The organism is Nocardia harenae NBRC 108248 (assembly GCF_001612885.1).
Lineage (GTDB): Bacteria > Actinomycetota > Actinomycetes > Mycobacteriales > Mycobacteriaceae > Nocardia > Nocardia harenae.
Map to the genome: position 1 here is coordinate 58,303 of NZ_BDBH01000006.1, position 15,459 is coordinate 73,761.

At 72.3% G+C, this 15,459-nt stretch carries 14 protein-coding genes; 3 read left to right on the top strand and 11 right to left on the bottom strand.

Annotation, left to right across the window (positions count from 1 at the left end; all coding sequences use genetic code 11):
* Positions 1 to 76 precede the first annotated feature (76 nt).
* Genes NH2_RS14585 through NH2_RS14595 form a run of 3 tightly spaced genes read right to left on the bottom strand, consistent with a single transcriptional unit; the run spans position 77 to position 4,069 of the window.
* Entirely contained in the window at positions 77 to 943 is an 867-nt protein-coding gene (locus NH2_RS14585) for a sugar phosphate isomerase/epimerase family protein (protein WP_067653760.1), read from the bottom strand.
* Between the two features lie 13 nt (positions 944 to 956).
* On the bottom strand, positions 957 to 3,044 hold the full coding sequence (locus tag NH2_RS29410) for an Rv0497 family membrane protein (protein ID WP_067653761.1): 2,088 nt from the start codon (positions 3,042 to 3,044) through the stop codon (positions 957 to 959).
* Positions 3,041 to 4,069, bottom strand: coding sequence for a Ppx/GppA family phosphatase (locus tag NH2_RS14595; protein ID WP_067653763.1), 1,029 nt, complete (start codon positions 4,067 to 4,069; stop codon positions 3,041 to 3,043). Before NH2_RS14595 ends, NH2_RS29410 begins: the two co-directional genes overlap by 4 nt.
* Positions 4,070 to 4,135: 66 nt before the next feature.
* Between NH2_RS14595 and NH2_RS14600 the strand changes: the two genes are divergently transcribed.
* The gene (locus NH2_RS14600; protein ID WP_439951750.1) at positions 4,136 to 4,999 is read left to right on the top strand and encodes a DUF3109 family protein; all 864 of its coding nucleotides are present in this window, start codon (positions 4,136 to 4,138) and stop codon (positions 4,997 to 4,999) included.
* Positions 5,000 to 5,052: 53 nt separating this feature from the next.
* The gene (locus NH2_RS14605) at positions 5,053 to 5,418 is read left to right on the top strand and encodes a hypothetical protein (RefSeq protein WP_067653765.1); all 366 of its coding nucleotides are present in this window, start codon (positions 5,053 to 5,055) and stop codon (positions 5,416 to 5,418) included.
* 327 nt (positions 5,419 to 5,745) lie between these two features.
* Here the strand turns inward: NH2_RS14605 and NH2_RS14610 are convergent, their stop codons facing one another.
* From NH2_RS14610 to NH2_RS14645, 8 genes are all read right to left on the bottom strand, one after another.
* Positions 5,746 to 6,435 carry a winged helix-turn-helix domain-containing protein gene (locus NH2_RS14610; RefSeq protein ID WP_067653767.1) on the bottom strand — a complete coding sequence of 230 codons (690 nt, stop codon included), beginning with the start codon at positions 6,433 to 6,435 and terminating at the stop codon, positions 5,746 to 5,748.
* A 64-nt stretch (positions 6,436 to 6,499) separates the two neighbouring features.
* The gene (locus NH2_RS14615) at positions 6,500 to 7,729 is read right to left on the bottom strand and encodes a sensor histidine kinase (protein WP_067653769.1); all 1,230 of its coding nucleotides are present in this window, start codon (positions 7,727 to 7,729) and stop codon (positions 6,500 to 6,502) included.
* Between the two features lie 109 nt (positions 7,730 to 7,838).
* Positions 7,839 to 9,893 (bottom strand): CocE/NonD family hydrolase, encoded by a 2,055-nt coding sequence (locus tag NH2_RS14620; RefSeq protein WP_067653771.1) that lies wholly within the window; start codon positions 9,891 to 9,893, stop codon positions 7,839 to 7,841.
* Between the two features lie 143 nt (positions 9,894 to 10,036).
* Complete coding sequence (locus NH2_RS14625; protein ID WP_067654154.1) at positions 10,037 to 10,774, bottom strand: phosphoglyceromutase; 738 nt, start codon at positions 10,772 to 10,774, stop codon at positions 10,037 to 10,039.
* A complete protein-coding gene (locus tag NH2_RS14630; protein WP_067653773.1) occupies positions 10,771 to 11,745 on the bottom strand; it encodes an ROK family protein in 975 nt (324 codons plus the stop codon). Before NH2_RS14630 ends, NH2_RS14625 begins: the two co-directional genes overlap by 4 nt.
* 51 nt (positions 11,746 to 11,796) lie before the next feature.
* Positions 11,797 to 12,291: a type III secretion system chaperone family protein gene (locus tag NH2_RS14635; RefSeq protein WP_067653775.1), complete on the bottom strand. Its 495-nt coding sequence runs from the start codon at positions 12,289 to 12,291 to the stop codon at positions 11,797 to 11,799.
* Positions 12,288 to 13,697, bottom strand: a complete 1,410-nt coding sequence (gene mshA / locus NH2_RS14640) for a D-inositol-3-phosphate glycosyltransferase (RefSeq protein WP_067653777.1) — start codon at positions 13,695 to 13,697, stop codon at positions 12,288 to 12,290. Before mshA ends, NH2_RS14635 begins: the two co-directional genes overlap by 4 nt.
* Before the next feature lie 54 nt (positions 13,698 to 13,751).
* A complete protein-coding gene (locus NH2_RS14645) occupies positions 13,752 to 14,573 on the bottom strand; it encodes an alpha/beta fold hydrolase (protein ID WP_067653780.1) in 822 nt (273 codons plus the stop codon).
* Between the two features lie 89 nt (positions 14,574 to 14,662).
* Here NH2_RS14645 and NH2_RS14650 point away from each other — a divergent pair, with 89 nt between their 5' ends.
* Positions 14,663 to 15,397: an SDR family NAD(P)-dependent oxidoreductase gene (locus NH2_RS14650; RefSeq protein WP_067653782.1), complete on the top strand. Its 735-nt coding sequence runs from the start codon at positions 14,663 to 14,665 to the stop codon at positions 15,395 to 15,397.
* The last annotated feature ends 62 nt before the right edge of the window (positions 15,398 to 15,459 follow it).

Below are 15,459 nucleotides of genomic sequence, written 5' to 3' on the forward strand. Positions count from 1 at the left end.
GCGACCGGTGCGGCGCGACGTTCGTACAGCGTAAACCAGGCCACCGACGGCCCGCGCGGATGGTGGGCGGTCGCCCTCAGTTCTGGTTGGCGCCCGCTACCGGGCGGCCGCCGCAGTGCGCCCGCGCGAAGGCGAGCGTGCGGCGCAGCATGGCCGCACGCTCCTGCGCGGTCCGCGCGTTCTGGGTATTGATCTCGGCCACCACGTGCCCGCGGAACCCGCTGCGCAGCAGCTGGTCGCAGACCGCGGCGCAGGGCTGGGTGCCGTCGCCCGGCACCAGGTGCTCGTCGCTCGCCGCGCCGCGGCCGTCGGCCAGGTGCAGGTGCGCGAGGCCGGAGCCCATCCGCTCGGCCAGTGCCAGCGCGTCGGTGCCCGCGGTCGCGGTGTGCGAGAGGTCGAGGGTGTAGTTGCGGAAGCCGACGTCGGTGGGGTCGTAGGAGGGGCTGAAGGCGGTGAGCCCGCGGCCGGGGCCGCCGCGCCGCTCCAGCCGCCGCACCGCGCGCTCGCCGCGGCCGAACAGGGTGTCGGCGCGCATCGGGAACATGTTCTCCACCGCGACGATCACCCGGCTCCGCTGCTCCAGCCGGGCGACCTGGTCGGCGAAGCCATCGGCGTAGCGGCGCTGCCAGCGGAACGGCGGGTGCACCACCACGGTGTCGGCGCCGAGCTCCTCGGCGGCGCGCACGCTGCGGTCCAGCTTGGCCACCGGATCGGCGCCCCAGACCCGCTGCGAGATGAGCAGGCACGGCGCGTGCACCGCGAGCACCGGCATGTCGTAGCGCCGGACGTAGCCGCGCACGGTGGCCATGCTCTGGCTGGCCGGCTCGGCCCAGACCATGAGCTCGACCCCGTCGTAGCCGAGCTCGGCCGCGTACCGGAAGGCCGACTCGGTGTTCTCCGGGTACACCGAGGCGGTCGAGAGCCCGATCCTGATGGTCGTCATGCCTGCGCGCCCCTCAGCCGGTACTGAGCAGGAAGGCCAGCGGGCCGAGCGTCACGAAGGTGCCGACCACGACCGCGATCACCGTGCTCAGGATGTCGTCGGTGCGGCGAAGCACCCGGACCAGGGCGACCAGGCCGAGGATGACGATCGTGGCCAGCGCGAGCGCCACCCAGGGCAGCATCTCCCACATCCGCTCGAAGCCCTTGAACAGCAGCATCCCCGCGACCGCTGCGGCGGCGCTCTGACCGCCGAGGATCATCCACTCGCGGCGGTTGAGCTCCTGCTCGGAGAGGCGGGAGCGGCTGCTCGCGGCGGTCGCCGCCGGTGCGGCGGCGGTGCCGCGGCCGGGCAGCTTGTCCTTCAGGGAGCGGGTCAGGCCGCCGAGCCCGGCCAGCACGGCCGCCTTCGGGTTCCGGCCCTTGCCCTTGCCGCGCTTACCGCGGCCGGGGGCCTCGAACTCGCCGGATTCGTACTCGACGTCGTAGTCCGGGCGGTACTCGCCGGACTCGTACTCGTCGTACTCCCCCGTCTCGAAGCGGTCGTTCTCGAACTCGGGGTCGTAGTCGTCGTACTCGTCGTCGAAGTCGCGGCGCTCGGACTCGCCCTTGCGGAGCAGGTCGCCCGCGACCGTCTGGCCGGAGATCAGCGGCTGCTCCTGCGGCGGGGGCCAGCCGGACTGCGGCGGGGCGTCGGCCTCGGGGGGCGGTGCCGGGGGCGCGGGCATGCGTCTGCGGGCCGACCAGGCGGGGAGGCCGCCGGGCGGCGGCGGGGTGCGCGGGACCGAGCCGGATTCCGGCTCGTCGCGCAGGGACCAGGCGGCGGTCGACGGTGCCTCGTCGTCCGGGGCAGGCGGTTTGGGGCCGTACGGGCCCGCGCCGTTGCGGGCGTCGAGGTCAGGGCCGTTGAAGGCGCCGTTGCGGCCCGGTGCCGGGCCGAGGTCGGGGCCGTTCGGGCCGGGGAGGGGAGCGCCGAAGCCATTGCGGCCCGGCTCGGGGGCGCCGCCGAAACCGTTCGCGCCGTTGCGACCCGGCTCGGGCGGAGCGCCGAAGCCTCTGCGGCCCGCGTCGGGGGCACTGCCGAAGCCTTTGCGGCCGGGGTCGGGAGCGCCGAGGCGACCCGCGGTGCCGAAGGGACGCTCGGCCGGGGGCGGGCCGTTGCGGTTCTCGCCGCCGAAGTCCGTGCGCGGCCCGAAGGCGCCACCGGCCTCGGAGGCGGAATCCGGCTGCCCGCCGCCGAACTCACCGCGCCGCCCCGCGGCGAACGGCGTGATCCGGGTGACCTCGGTCGGCCGCCCCGCATGCGGCGCCGGGTCGATGCCACGCGCTCCGCCACGCGCGTTCTCCCTGGCCGCGCGCACCGCCTCCTCGGCCGCCCGCGCCGTCTCGGCCCGCGCCGCCTCCGCCGCCAGCGCCTCCTCGACCCGCGCCGACTCCGACTCCTGTTCGGCCTGAGCCGCTTCCGCCGCCTCGGCGGCGCGCCTGCGCTCGGCCCGGCTCAGCCGCGGGCTCTCGGAGGTGTCGATCCCGATCCCGCTCGGCTGCGGGGCGCCGGTCTCCTCCGGCTCGTCGTCGTCGGCCCTGCGGCGCCTGCGTCGCCCGGATCCGGTCTCCGGCATGGGGAACGACGGCTGCTCGTCCTCGTCCCTGACCCGGCGCCGCCGCCCCGGCTCCGGCGCGGCAGGCGCGGCGCCGAGCGGGTTGTAGTAGGCGATGGGGCCGGAGACCGGCGAGTAACTCGGCAGGTCCGAGGCCGGGCCGGGCGGCGGGTAGGCGGGCGCCGCGGTGGAATTCGGCGGCCCGTAGGCGGAACGGGCGGGCGGGGACGAGGTTTCGGGGTCCTGGCCGTACGGCGTCAGCCCGTACGCCGCGAGATCGAAGCCACCGCCCGACGGCGGCTCCGGCGGCGCGGGCTCCGGCTCCGGCTCCGGCGCCGCGTGTGACGAGCCGCCCGGCGTCACCGCGGGTTGGTCACCGGTCAGATCGGCGACCGAGATCCCGCGGCCGGCGCGCCTGCGCCTGCCACCCGACGATCCCGGCGAACCGCCCTGGCCGTTGCGGGCCAGCAGTTCGGCGACCGAGAGCTGTTTGGGGTCCTCACTCATGACGGCACCGTTTCGATCGGACCCGCCGACTCCGCGGGCCCGGAGCGCGCGGTCTCGATGACCTCGCGTCCGGACAGCAGTGCGTCGACCGGTCCGCCATTCATGTCAGTATCCAGTTTGCGCAGGATCAGCCCTTCGCGCAGCGCCCAGGGGCAGATCTCGAGCGTATCCAGCGACAGTGCTCGCATACTCGCCTCCGCGACCAGCGCGCCGGCCACCAGTTGCTGCGACCGGTCCGAACTCACGCCTTCCAATTCCGCCCGGTCCGCCGCCGTCATCCGGGAGATGAACGCGATCAGCTGACGCAGGCCCGAACTCGTGAGTGTACGGCGCACCCGGGGTCCCGCGCCGGACGGTGCCGCTCCGGTCAATCGCGCGAGCGAGCGGAAGGTCTTGGAGGTGCCCACCGCGAGGTCCGGTTTGCCCGGTTCCAGCAGTTGCCTTGCGGGCGCGACGAGTTCGGCGTCCAGCCAGTCGCGGAGCACCGCGATCCGGCGCTTGCCCGGCGGATCCTCGTGCAGCCAGTCCCTGGTGAGCCTGCCCGCTCCGAGCTGTAGCGAGAGCGCGGCGTCCGGCGCCTCGTCGCAGCCGGTGGACATCTCCAGCGAGCCGCCGCCGATGTCCAGGTTGATGATCCGGCCCGCGCTCCAGCCGTACCAGCGGCGCACCGCGAGGAAGGTCAGCCGCGCCTCGTCGACGCCGGTGAGCACCTGGAGGTGCACCCCGGTCTCGGCGCGCACCCGGCCGAGTACCTCCTCGGAGTTGCCCGCCTCGCGCAGCGCCGAGGTGGCGAAGGGCATGAGCATCACGCAGCGCGAGGTCTCCGCGATGCTGGCGAATTCGCCGACGGTGTCGATCAGCTTGCGGGCGCCCGCCTCGGTGATGCAGCCGGCGTCGTCCATGTTCTCGGAGAGCCGCAGCGTCGCCTTCGTCGAACTCATCGGCATGGGGTGCCCACCACGATGCGCGTCCACCACGAGCAGGTGGACGGTGTTGCTTCCGACGTCGAGTACTCCGAGCCGCACTCCGAATAGGGTACCGGTACCGTCCGGCCTGCGAGCGCCACGGCGGAGCTGTTAGCGTCTGGCATCGTGACGGCAGGCGCATCCGCGAGTGACCCGGCCCCGCCCCCACCAGGGCGGAAGCTGGATCCCGCGCCCGAGGTCGAGCTGGACTTCCCGCGCGAATGGATCGAGTTCCAGGACCCAGCTAACGACGAGCACCTGATAGTGGCCGATCTCACCTGGCTACTTTCCCGATGGACCTGCGTCTTCGGCACGCCTGCCTGTCAGGGCATCCTCGGCGACCGCCCCGACGACGGTTGCTGCTCGCACGGCGCCTTCCTCGCCGACGACGACGATCGCAAGCGGCTGCAGCGCGCCGTGAAGCTGCTCACCCCGCAGGACTGGCAGCTCATGCCGGAGGCGATGGACGAGCGCGGCAAGATCAGCAAGGAGCGGTACCTGGAGCAGGACGAGCTGGACGACGAGCCCGCGCTGCGCACCAGGCGCTACGAGGGCGCCTGCATCTTCCTGAATCGCCCCGGGTTCGCCGGCGGCGTCGGCTGCGCGCTGCACACCATGGCGCTGCGCCGCGGCATCGAGCCGCTCGAGGTCAAACCCGACGTGTGCTGGCAGCTGCCCATCCGGCGCACCCAGGAGTGGGTCGACCGCCCCGACGGTGAGCAGATCCTGCGCACCGTCGTCACCGAGTACGACCGCCGCGGCTGGGGCCCCGGCGGGCTCGACCTGGACTGGTACTGCACCGGCTCCCCCGACGCGCACGTCGGCGCCCGCCCCGTCTGGCAGTCGTACGCCCCCGAGCTCACCGAGTTGCTCGGCGCCGATGCCTACGCCGAGCTGGCCCGCCACTGCCGCCGCCGCGAGGGGCTCGGCCTGATCGCGGTGCATCCGGCGACGACGCACGCCGGGCGTTTGCCGGATCCCGAGGAGTAGGCGTCACCGCCAGGACATGCGAACTTCACCTGCGTAGGGTTCACTAGTCCCCCATGTTCGGAAACACCCTGTTCACAAAGGCTCGCTTCAGCAAGGCCATCGCGGCCGCGGCCATCGGAGCGGGTGCCTGCCTGGCGCTCGCCGGCCCCGCGTCCGCCGACGATGTCGACCCCACCAGGTTCGGCGACTACACCCACACCTTCGTCAACGGCACCGACCCCGCCGCGGCGGCGCGCGCCGCGCAGGAGGGGAAGAACATCGTCGTCAGCCCCTACGGGACGTCGCACACCATCGCCTGCAAGGGCAACGGGACCACCATTCCCCTCTACGAATGCCTGCAGGAGGACGATCTCGGCTGGATCACCCTGCAGAAGATCGATCTCCCCGCCATCGGCCCCGCCTGGGTCTACATTCCGTGATGCTTGGCGCGCCTTCGGCGCGCGTGTTCGCGGCCTCTGAGGCTCGCGTTCGAGCACTCGAGACTCGCGCCTTCGGCGCATGCGCTTCGAGTGCTCGAACGCGAGCCGGCCGCGAACGGGGCTCGTAAGACTCGCCCCTCCGCATGCGTACCGCCGGGTCGCCCTTTCGCATGCGTCCCACCGGCTTGCCCCTTCGTGGGGGTCCCAGCGGCTTGCCCCTTCGTGGGGGGTCCTCCAGCTCGCCCCTTCGTGGGGTTCTCCAGCTCGCCCCTTCGTAGGGGTCAAACCGGGCGTCCGCGTCTGTACGGGCGCCCGGTTTCGTAGAGCTCAGGCTTCGAGTTTGTAGCCGAGGCCCCGGACGGTGACCAGGTGCTCCGGCTTGGCCGGATCGGCCTCGATCTTCGAGCGCAACCGCTTCACGTGGACATCGAGCGTCTTGGTGTCCCCGACGTAGTCCGCACCCCACACCCGGTCGATGAGCTGCCCGCGGGTGAGCACGCGACCCGAGTTGCGGAGCAGGTACTCGAGCAGGTCGAACTCCTTGAGGGGCAGCGTCACCGGCTTGCCGTTCACCAGGACGGTGTGCCGGTCGACATCCATGCGCACGGGCCCGGCCTCGAGCACGCCGCTCTCGGTGCCGCCGTCGAGGTCGTCGCCCGCGCCGCGGCGCAGGACCGCGCGGATGCGGGCGATGAGCTCGCGGGCGGAGTAGGGCTTGGTGACGTAGTCGTCGGCGCCGAGCTCGAGGCCGACGACCTTGTCGATCTCGCTGTCCCGCGCGGTCACCATGATGACCGGGACCCCGCTGCGGGTGCGCAGCTGCTTGCAGACGTCGGTGCCGCTCATGCCGGGGAGCATGAGGTCGAGCAGCACGATGTCGGCGCCCGCCCGGTCGAACTCGGCGAGCGCGGATGGCCCGTCGCCGACGACGGTGACCTCGAAGCCCTCCTTGCGCAGCAGGAACGCGAGCGGGTCGGCCAGCGACTCCTCATCTTCGACGATCAACACACTGGTCATGCGAGTTCCTCCACGCAATCTTCTCGGCCAGGCGCTTCGGCGGCCGCCCCGATCACCACAACGGTCATCGACGTGCCTCCACACCATTGACTCGACCCGGCGCCGGGCGCGGGCTCGTTTCCTTCTTGCCCGCCCCCGGCGGCACCGGGCGCTGCTCGGCCTCCGCCTCGAGGTGGGCGGGTATCCGCAGGGTGAACGTGGATCCGGTCCCCAGCTTGCTCCACAGGGTGATCTCCCCATTGTGGTTGGCGGCGACGTGCTTGACGATCGCCAGCCCGAGCCCGGTGCCGCCGGTGGCGCGGGAGCGCGCCTTGTCCGAGCGGAAGAAGCGCTCGAAAACGCGCTCCTGGTCCTCTTTGGCGATGCCGATGCCGCGATCGGTGACGGCCATGGCCACGTGGTCGCCGCGCAGCGAGCGGCTCACCGAGACGTGCGAGCCGGTCGGCGAGTAGGCGATGGCGTTCTCCACCAGGTTGGAGAGCGCGGTGACCAGCAGCGTCTCGTCGCCGAGGACCTCGAGCCCGCTCGGGCGGTCGGTGCTGACGGTGATCCCGGCCGCCTCGGCGGCGGTGCGCGAGCGGTCGACCGCGGAGTTCACCACGGTGTCCACATCGACGACCTCCAGCTCGGGCAGCTTCTCGGCCCCCTGCAGCCGGGAGAGCGCGATCAGCTCGGTGACCATCTTGCCCAGCCTGCTCGACTCGGCCAGCACCCGCCTGCCGAAGTGCCGCACGGCCTCGGGGTCGTCGGCGGACTCGAGCAGCGCCTCGGCGAGCAGGCTCATGGCGCCGACCGGGGTCTTGAGCTCGTGGCTGACATTGGCGACGAAATCGCGCCTGGTGGCCTCCATCCGGGCCTGCTCGGAGTCGTCGTCGGCGAAGAGGACGGTGAAGTTGTTCTCCCGGGAGAGCGGCCGGGCGACGCCGCGCACGGCGATCCGGCTGCGGCCGGGCAGCGGGTTCTTGGCGGTGAGGTCGAACTCGGCGGGCTCGGCGTTCTCCAGCACCTTCTCCACGGCGGCCCAGGCACGTTCGTCCAGCAACCGATTGCGGACCAGCCCGAGTTCCTCGGCGCGGGGATTCACCAGGACGACATCGCGGTACTCGTCCACCACCGCGATTCCGCTTTCCGAGGCGAGCACGATGAGGTCGAGCACCTGGGAGGTGGTGAGCCCGGCCTCGGCCTGCCGCTTCTCGGCCTGCCTGGCGTTCACATAGGGGATGACCAGCCCGCCGACCGCGAGCCCGACGACGGCCGCGAGGACAGCCAGCAGGACGGCCTGGGGAACGCTCACACCGAGAATCGTACGGTCGCCGACGGTTCAGCCAACGGTCGGTACACGAAGTTTCCCGCAGGTCACAGCCACTTCCAACCGTGTTGGCCAGGCGTTAACGCAATGTTGGCTATCCCCAGCCGGGTTCACCCTTCAGCGGAACGTTCACGAAGCTCGGGCGTGTCGGATCGAGCTGGACGTGCTGCGGCAACAGCCCGGTATCGACCAGCATCGGCAGGATCGGCAACCCCTTGGGGAAGTTGCCCGCGTAGACGTCGACCCGGAGCCGATGGCCGGGCTGCAACACTGCCTCGGTACCGGTCAGGGTGATATCCAGGATGGTCGGCTCGCCGGGGACGGTGGGCAGCCGGTCCTCCAGCGAGGCCAGCGGCCGCGGGTCGGTGTAGTCGCCGTTGGCCGAGCGGCTGCTGCGGCTCTCGTCGATCTTGCGCAGCGAGGCCATGAGCTGGCCGGAGGAGAGCACGGTGGAGCGGCCGTCCGGGGCGACGTCGTTGATCGTCACCACCCAGTTGCCGTCCACCGCGTCCTGAACGGTGTTCAGCCGCACCGCGACCGGGCCGGAGATGGTGGTCGGCGCCGTGACCGGCGGGCTGGTGAAGGTGAGCCCGTTGGTCTCCTGGATGCGGGAATCGGCGGCGCAGCCGTTGATCACCGCGAGCACGCCGGCGGTGGCCTGCGCGGCGTCGTTCGAGCAGATCCCGGTGAGGCCGGGCGCGACGGTGAGCCGCTGGGTGCTGCCGTCCTCGGCGGGGAAGAGCGAGCCGTCGTACCGGCTCTGCGCGGTGCCGCTCGGCGCGCCGGAGAGGTACATCCTGCGGTGCTCGGCGGCCTGCTCCGGCGGGGCGGAATCGCCGAAGCCGTCCTGGGTGATCCAGCCGCCGCCCTGCTGCCGCAGTGTCACCGGGCCGTACCGGTCGATGCCGTTGTCGATGTCCTTGAGCCAGCGGTCGAACCAGGCGCGCTGCAGCACGTCCAGCCGCGGCGGCAGCCCCGGCCTGCTGTACTCGTTGCCCGAGTTGATGTGGTAGGTGTTGCCCATGAGCAGCTGCTTCTGCCCCGGCGGCGCGGCGATGGCGTTGTAGACCTTCGACTCCGAGTAGGTGAACAGGTCGTGCCAGCCGCCGGTGACGAAGGTCGGGACGGTGATCCGCGACGGGTCGCCGAGCCACGCCCGCCGCTCCTCGCTGTTGTCGGTGAGCATGCTGCGCACCCGCGGGTCCAGGTCCTCGACCCTGGTCTTGACGTAGGCGTCCAGGAAGACGTCGAGGTAGGTGAAGGGCGAGGCCATCCGGTCGGCCAGCCACTCCTGGTCGAAGTTGCCGGTGACGATCGACTCGACGTTCGGGATCCACTTGGTCCCGTTGATCAGCACCAGCCACAGCGGGATGAAGGCGAAGCCGAAGCCGCCGCCGGGGGCGAGCACGTCGGCGAGCAGGTCGCTGCCCGGTACCACCGGGAAGATCGCCTGCAGCGCGGGCGGTGACTTCTCCGCCGCCTGCAGCTGGTTGATACCGGAGTAGGAGAGCCCGGTCATACCGACCCGGCCGTTCGACCACGGCTGCTTCGACGCCCAATCGATCACCTCGATGGTGTCCTGCTGCTCGCGGTCGCGCAGCATGTCCCACTCGCCCTGCGAGAAGCCGGTTCCGCGGACGTCGACAACCAGCTGGGAGTAACCGCTGCGCACCAGGTCGCGGTCGACCCCGAAGTTGCGCAGTTCGCCGCCGCCGAGCGCCTTGGTCAGGTCGGTGAGGCCGGAGAGCGGGGTGCCGGTCATGTCGAAGTCGCGCAGCAGCTGCAGCACCACGTCCGAGATGCCGGGAATCTCGCCGACGTGGTCGCCCAGGTTCGACACCAGCTTGGTGTACGGGGTCATGTTGAGGATGGTCGGCGTCGCCACGGGCGCCGGGATTCCCGCCGCGTCGGCCGGGCGGTAGAGGTTGGCCCTCAGCACGGTGCCGTCACTCATGGTGATCGGTACGTCCCAGGTGATGTTGATGTTCGGGTACTGCTGCGGCCCGTCGTGGGCGGCGTGCCAGGCCGCGCCCGCCGCGCCGCCGTCCGGGCCGGTGGGAAGCGGCGCCGCCGATGCCGCAGGCCCGAGGAGCGGAAGAAGGAGTGCGGCGGCCAACCCGGCCACCGTCGCCCGGAACACGTTTCGCATCAGCTGGGATCCGCCTCTCCGATGAGTAGAACGGCGGAATTCTCGCACACTTACTGGCGGGTAAGAAGACCCTTCGGCTGCCTCTGCCGAAAAGGGCGAAGCCCGGCTCGCCCTGGCGAACCGGGCCTCGCCTGCTGTCAGGGCTACTTGCCACCCTGGTTCGCGACCGCGGCGGCGCCCGCGGCGGCGGCCTCCGGGTCGAGGTACTCGGCCGGGCGCACCGGCTTCAGGTTCTCGTCCAGCTCGTAGCGGAGCGGGATGCCGGTGGGGATGTTCAGCCCGGCGATATCGTCGTCGGAGATGCCGTCCAGGTGCTTGACCAGGGCACGCAGCGAGTTGCCGTGCGCGGCGACCAGCACGGTCTTCCCGGCGACCAGCTCCGGCGCGATGGTGGACTCCCAGTACGGCAGGAAGCGCTCGACCACGTCGAGCAGGCACTCGGTCTTCGGCACGTCGATGCCCGCGTAGCGCGGGTCGCCCTCCTGGCTGTACTCGTTGCCGGGGTCGATCGGCGGCGGCGGGGTGTCGTAGCTGCGCCGCCAGAGCATGAACTGGTCCTCGCCGTACTGGTCGCGGACCTGGGCCTTGTTCTTGCCCTGCAGGTTGCCGTAGTGCCGCTCGTTGAGCCGCCAGTCCCTGACCACCGGGATCCAGTGCCGGTCGGCGGCGTCCAGCGCGATATTGGCGGTGCTGATCGCGCGGCGCAGCAGCGAGGTGTAGACGACGTCGGGCAGGATTCCGTGCTCGGCGAGCAGCCTGCCCGCGCGCTTGCCCTCGGCCACACCCTTGTCGGTGAGGTGCACGTCCACCCAGCCGGTGAACAGGTTCAGGGCGTTCCATTCGCTCTCGCCGTGGCGCAGCAGCACGAGGGTGTACGTCATGCGGGCCATTCTGGCACGTCACCGGCGTTCGCTCCCGGCCCGGCGGCGAGCACCGCGGCGCCGGCCAGGGTGGCGCCCGCGGTGATCTCCGATGGCAGCACCCGCAGCGGGCGCAGGAAGCCTAGCCTGGCGTGCCTGGTGACGGCGGCGCGCAGTGGCTTCCAGAGCGGCTCGCCGGACGCCGCGAAGCCGCCGCCGATCACCACCAGGTCGATATCGAGGGTGGCCGCGGCGGAGGAGACGGCGCGGCCGAGCGCGGTGCCCGCGCGCTCCAGCGCGGCCAGCGCGGTGGAGTTGCCCGCCGCCGCCGCGGCCGCGAGCTCGGCGCCGCTGCTCCCGCGCCACCCCCGCGACCTGGCCCAGCGCACCGACGACAGGCCGCTCGCCACCGCCTCCACGCAGCCGAAGCCACCGCAGGCGCACGGCACCTCCTCGCCGGGCACCACGATGTGCCCGACGTGCCCGGCGTTCCCGGTGCGACCTGCCAGCACCCGGCCCCCGGCCAGGATGCCGCCGCCGATCCCGGAGGAGACGGTCATGGCGAGTGCGTCCGCGACCCCGCGCAGCGCGCCCGCCCGCTGTTCGGCAAGGGCGAGGCAGGCGCCGTCGATGGCGAAGCGCACGGTGGCGCCCGGGAAGAGCTCGCGCACCCGCGCCACGATCGGGAAGCCCGCGCGCCACTCGGGGATATTGAGCGGGCCGGTGACCCCGGCGGTCACGTCGACCGGGCCCGCGGCGCCGATCCCGACGCTCTCGACCTCCGCGCCGCCCGCGACATCGAGCAGGAGTTCCCGGCAGACCTCCCAGACCCCGCTCGCGGGCACATCGACCCGGTGCACGGCGCCGAGCCCGAACTCCGCGCCGGGCGGCGGCCCGCAGTCAGCCGGCGGCCGGGCGGTGGCCGGGGAGTCCGCACTCACCCGCGCTGCGGCGAACTTGGTTGCCCCGATATCGAGTGCGAGCCGCATCATCGCGGGCACCGCGGAAAAAACACCCTCACCGGGCGATTGTCCCCGCTCCGCTCAGCCCCTGTCGGCGGAATCCACCAGGTGCTCGAAGGCGCGCAGGTTCTGCAGCGACTCGCCGCGCGAGACCCGCCACTTCCACTCCTTGCGGATGGACTCGGCGAAGCCCAGCTCCAGCAGGGTGTTGAAGTCCTGATCGACCGCCTCCAGGATCTGGCCGAAGAGGCGATCCAGCTCGTCCGCGGTGACGGCGTGCGCGGAGATCCGGCCGACGAGGTAGATGTCGCCCACCTTGTCCAGCGTGTACGCCACGGCGTAGAGCCTGCGGTTGCGGCGCAGCAGGTACTTGTAGACGCCCTCGAAGTTCTCGTCCGGCTTGCGGCAGACGAAGCTCTCCACCCGCAGCCCGTGCGTGCCGACGGTGAGCATGACATTGGTCTTGAGCTTGCGCTCGCCGGGCAGCACCACCACGAAGGTGCCGTCTCCGGGTCGGGTGTACTCGATCTCCCGCTCGCGCAGGGTCTCCTCGATCAGCTGCGCCGTTCCGGTCATCGGCGTACTCCCATCCGGCGCCGCCAGAGCGCCCGCGTCCTCGCCTGCCCCGGCTCGCCGACGACGGGCTCGGGCCGTGCTGCCTCCTCGCCGCTTACCCGCGCCGGGGCCGCGGAATCAGCGCCGCGCAGCCTCGGGCCGGAGCGGCGCCGCCCGCCGAACTCGTCCAGCGCGGCATCGTAGCAGGTCAGAAGGCCGTCGGCGGTGTGCTCCCAGGAGAACCCGGCGGCGTGCTCGACCGCGGCGGCGCCCATGGCGCGCAGCCCGGGCCCGTCGTCGAGCAGCGCGCCGAGCGCGTCGGCCCAGTCCGGGGTGCGGTGGCCGGGGACGAGCAGCCCGGTCTCGCCGTGCCGCACCGCGGTGCTCAGCCCGCCGACGTCGGCGGCGAGCACCGGGGTGCCGCTGGCCTGTGCCTCGATGGCGACCAGGCCGAAGGACTCGTTGTGGCTGGGCACGGCCACCAGGTCGGCGGCCCGGTACACCTGCACCAGCCGCTCCGGCGGCTGCGGCGGAAGGAAGATCACCCGATCGCCGATGCCGAGCGCCGCGGCCAGCTCGATCAGCGCGTCCGGGCGCTGTAATCCGGTGCCGGAGGGCCCGCCGACGATGAGCACGCGCAGCCTGCGGCCGGGGTCGCGGCGGAGCAGCTCGGCGGCGGCCCTGACCAGCACGTCCGGCGCCTTGAGCGGCTGGATCCGGCCGATGAAGGCGACGATCCGCTCGTCCGCGGGCAGCCCGAGCTCGCGCCGGGCGGCGGCCCGGTCACCCGGGTGGTAGCGGGTGAGGTCGGCGCCGGGCGGCACCACGTCGACCCGGTCCGGCGCGGCGCCGTACAGCTCGATGAGCTGCCGCGCCTCCTCTACGGTATTGGCGATCAGCCGGTCGGCCTCGGCGATCACCTGCTTCTCGCCGATCTCCCGGCTGGCGGGCTCGGGGGTGTCGCCCTCGGCGAGTGCGGCGTTCTTCACCGCGGCCAGGGTGTGCGCGGTGTGCACGAGCGGCACCCGCCAGCGGTCCCTGGCCAGCCAGCCGACCTGGCCGGAGAGCCAGTAGTGCGAGTGCACCAGGTCGTAGTGGCCCGGCGCCTGCCGCGCCTCCTGGCGCAGCACCTCGGCGGTGAACGGGCACAGCTGGGTGGGGAGATCGTGCTTGTCGAGCCCCTCGAACGGCCCGGCGACCACATTGCGCACCAGCACGCCGGGCGCGGCCTCCTCGACCGGCGGCAGGTTCGACGACGTCGCGCGGGTGAAGATCTCCACCTCGACCCCGCGCCGGGCCAGCTCCCGCGCCGTCTGCAGCACGTAGACGTTCATCCCGCCCGCATCGCCGGTACCTGGCTGGGCCAACGGCGACGTGTGGACCGACAGCACGGCGATGCGACGCGGACGATGAATCACACCCTCCATAGTGCACCGGTGACCGATACCCGCCACCACAGTCTCGGCGGTTGGTGAGAGCGGTCACAGGGAGTCGGCGAACTCCGTCACCTCGGCCACCCAGCGGGCGCGATCCTCCAGGAAGAGCCCGTGCTTGGCGCCCTCCCAGTACGACCCGCGCGCCTTCGGCGCGGTCTCCGCGATGTACCTGCCATTGGCCACCGGCACCACCGGATCGTCGGTGCCGTGCAGGACGAGCACCGGGATATCCAGCGCGCGCAGCGTCGCGGTGTTGTCCACGGTCCGGTAGAAGAGCGCCTTGCGCACGGCGGGCGGAGTGGCCAGGCTCGCGCCGAAGAGCCGCTGCGCGTCCACCCCGCGCTCCCGGCTCGGCCCGGTGTTCGCATCGCCGAAGGCGCCGAAGGCCCGCAGCGCCCGGCCCGGGCTCTCCTCGAAGACGCCCGGCATGGCCGCGGCGAGCGCGGGGCCGGGCTCGGCGCCGGGCACCCCCCTGCCGATATTCGCCATGGACCCGGTATAGATCGCGCCCGCCACCGCGCCGGTGCCGTGCGCGGCCAGGTAGTCGGTGAGCACGATGCCGCCGTAGGACCAGCCGAGCAGTACGGCGTCACGCTCGATTCCGGCGTCGGCGAGCACGGCGGCGACGTCGGCGGCCCAGTTGGCCGGGTCGTCGTAGCCGGTCGCCGGGGCACCGGAGTAGCCGTGCCCGCGCGAGTCGACCGCGATTACCCGGAAACGCCGCGCCAGATCGTCTCCCGCCCCGCCCCAGCAGCGCAGATCGGCCGACCAGCCGTGCAGCAGCACCAGCGGCCGCGCGCCGTCGGGGCCGCTCGACCGGTACACGATGCCGGTGCCGTCCGCGCTGATCACTTCCCGTATCGCCATGACCAGAGGCTAGCCCCGGCCCGGCACTGCCCGGTCTCGCCGTACCCGGCCGGCCCGCCGCCGGATATCGCCCGCCTACGATCGAGACCATGAGCAGCCTGAATGCCGTCGTGACCGGAGCCAGCTCGGGAATCGGCGAGGCCACCGCGCGGCAACTCGCCGCCCAGGGGTACCACGTCTACGTGGGCGCGCGGCGGCTGGACCGGCTGCGGGCGCTGGCCGAGGAGATCGGCGGCACCGCGCTGGAGCTCGACGTCACCTCGGACGAGTCGGTCGCCGCCTTCACCGCCGCCATCCCGGCCGTTTCGGTGCTGGTGAACAACGCGGGCGGCGCCAAGGGGCTGGCCCCGGTCACCGAGGCCGACCTGGACGACTGGCGCTGGATGTGGGAAACGAACGTGCTCGGCACGCTGCGCGTCACCAAGGCGCTGCTGCCCGAGCTCATCGAGTCCGGCGACGGGCTGATCGTCACCATCACCTCGGTGGCCGCCTTCCACGCCTACGACAACGGCTCCGGCTACACCTCGGCCAAGCATGCCCAGGCGGTGCTGCACCGCACCCTGCGCGGGGAGCTGCTCGGCAAGCCGGTGCGGCTCACCGAGATCGCGCCCGGCGCGGTGGAGACCGAGTTCTCGCTGGTCCGCTTCGGCGGCGACGCCGAGAAGGCGGCCAAGGTGTACGAGGGGATCGACCCGCTGGTGGCGCAGGACATCGCGGAGATCGTCGGCTTCGTCGCCTCCAGGCCGCCACACGTGAACCTGGACCAGATCACCGTGGCGCCGCGCGACCAGGCCCCGCCGAGCCGGTTCGCGCGCCGCTCCTGACCCAGCGGGGCGGGGTGCCACCCACTAGCATCGGACCGGTTCGGGCAGTAGAGACAGTGGGA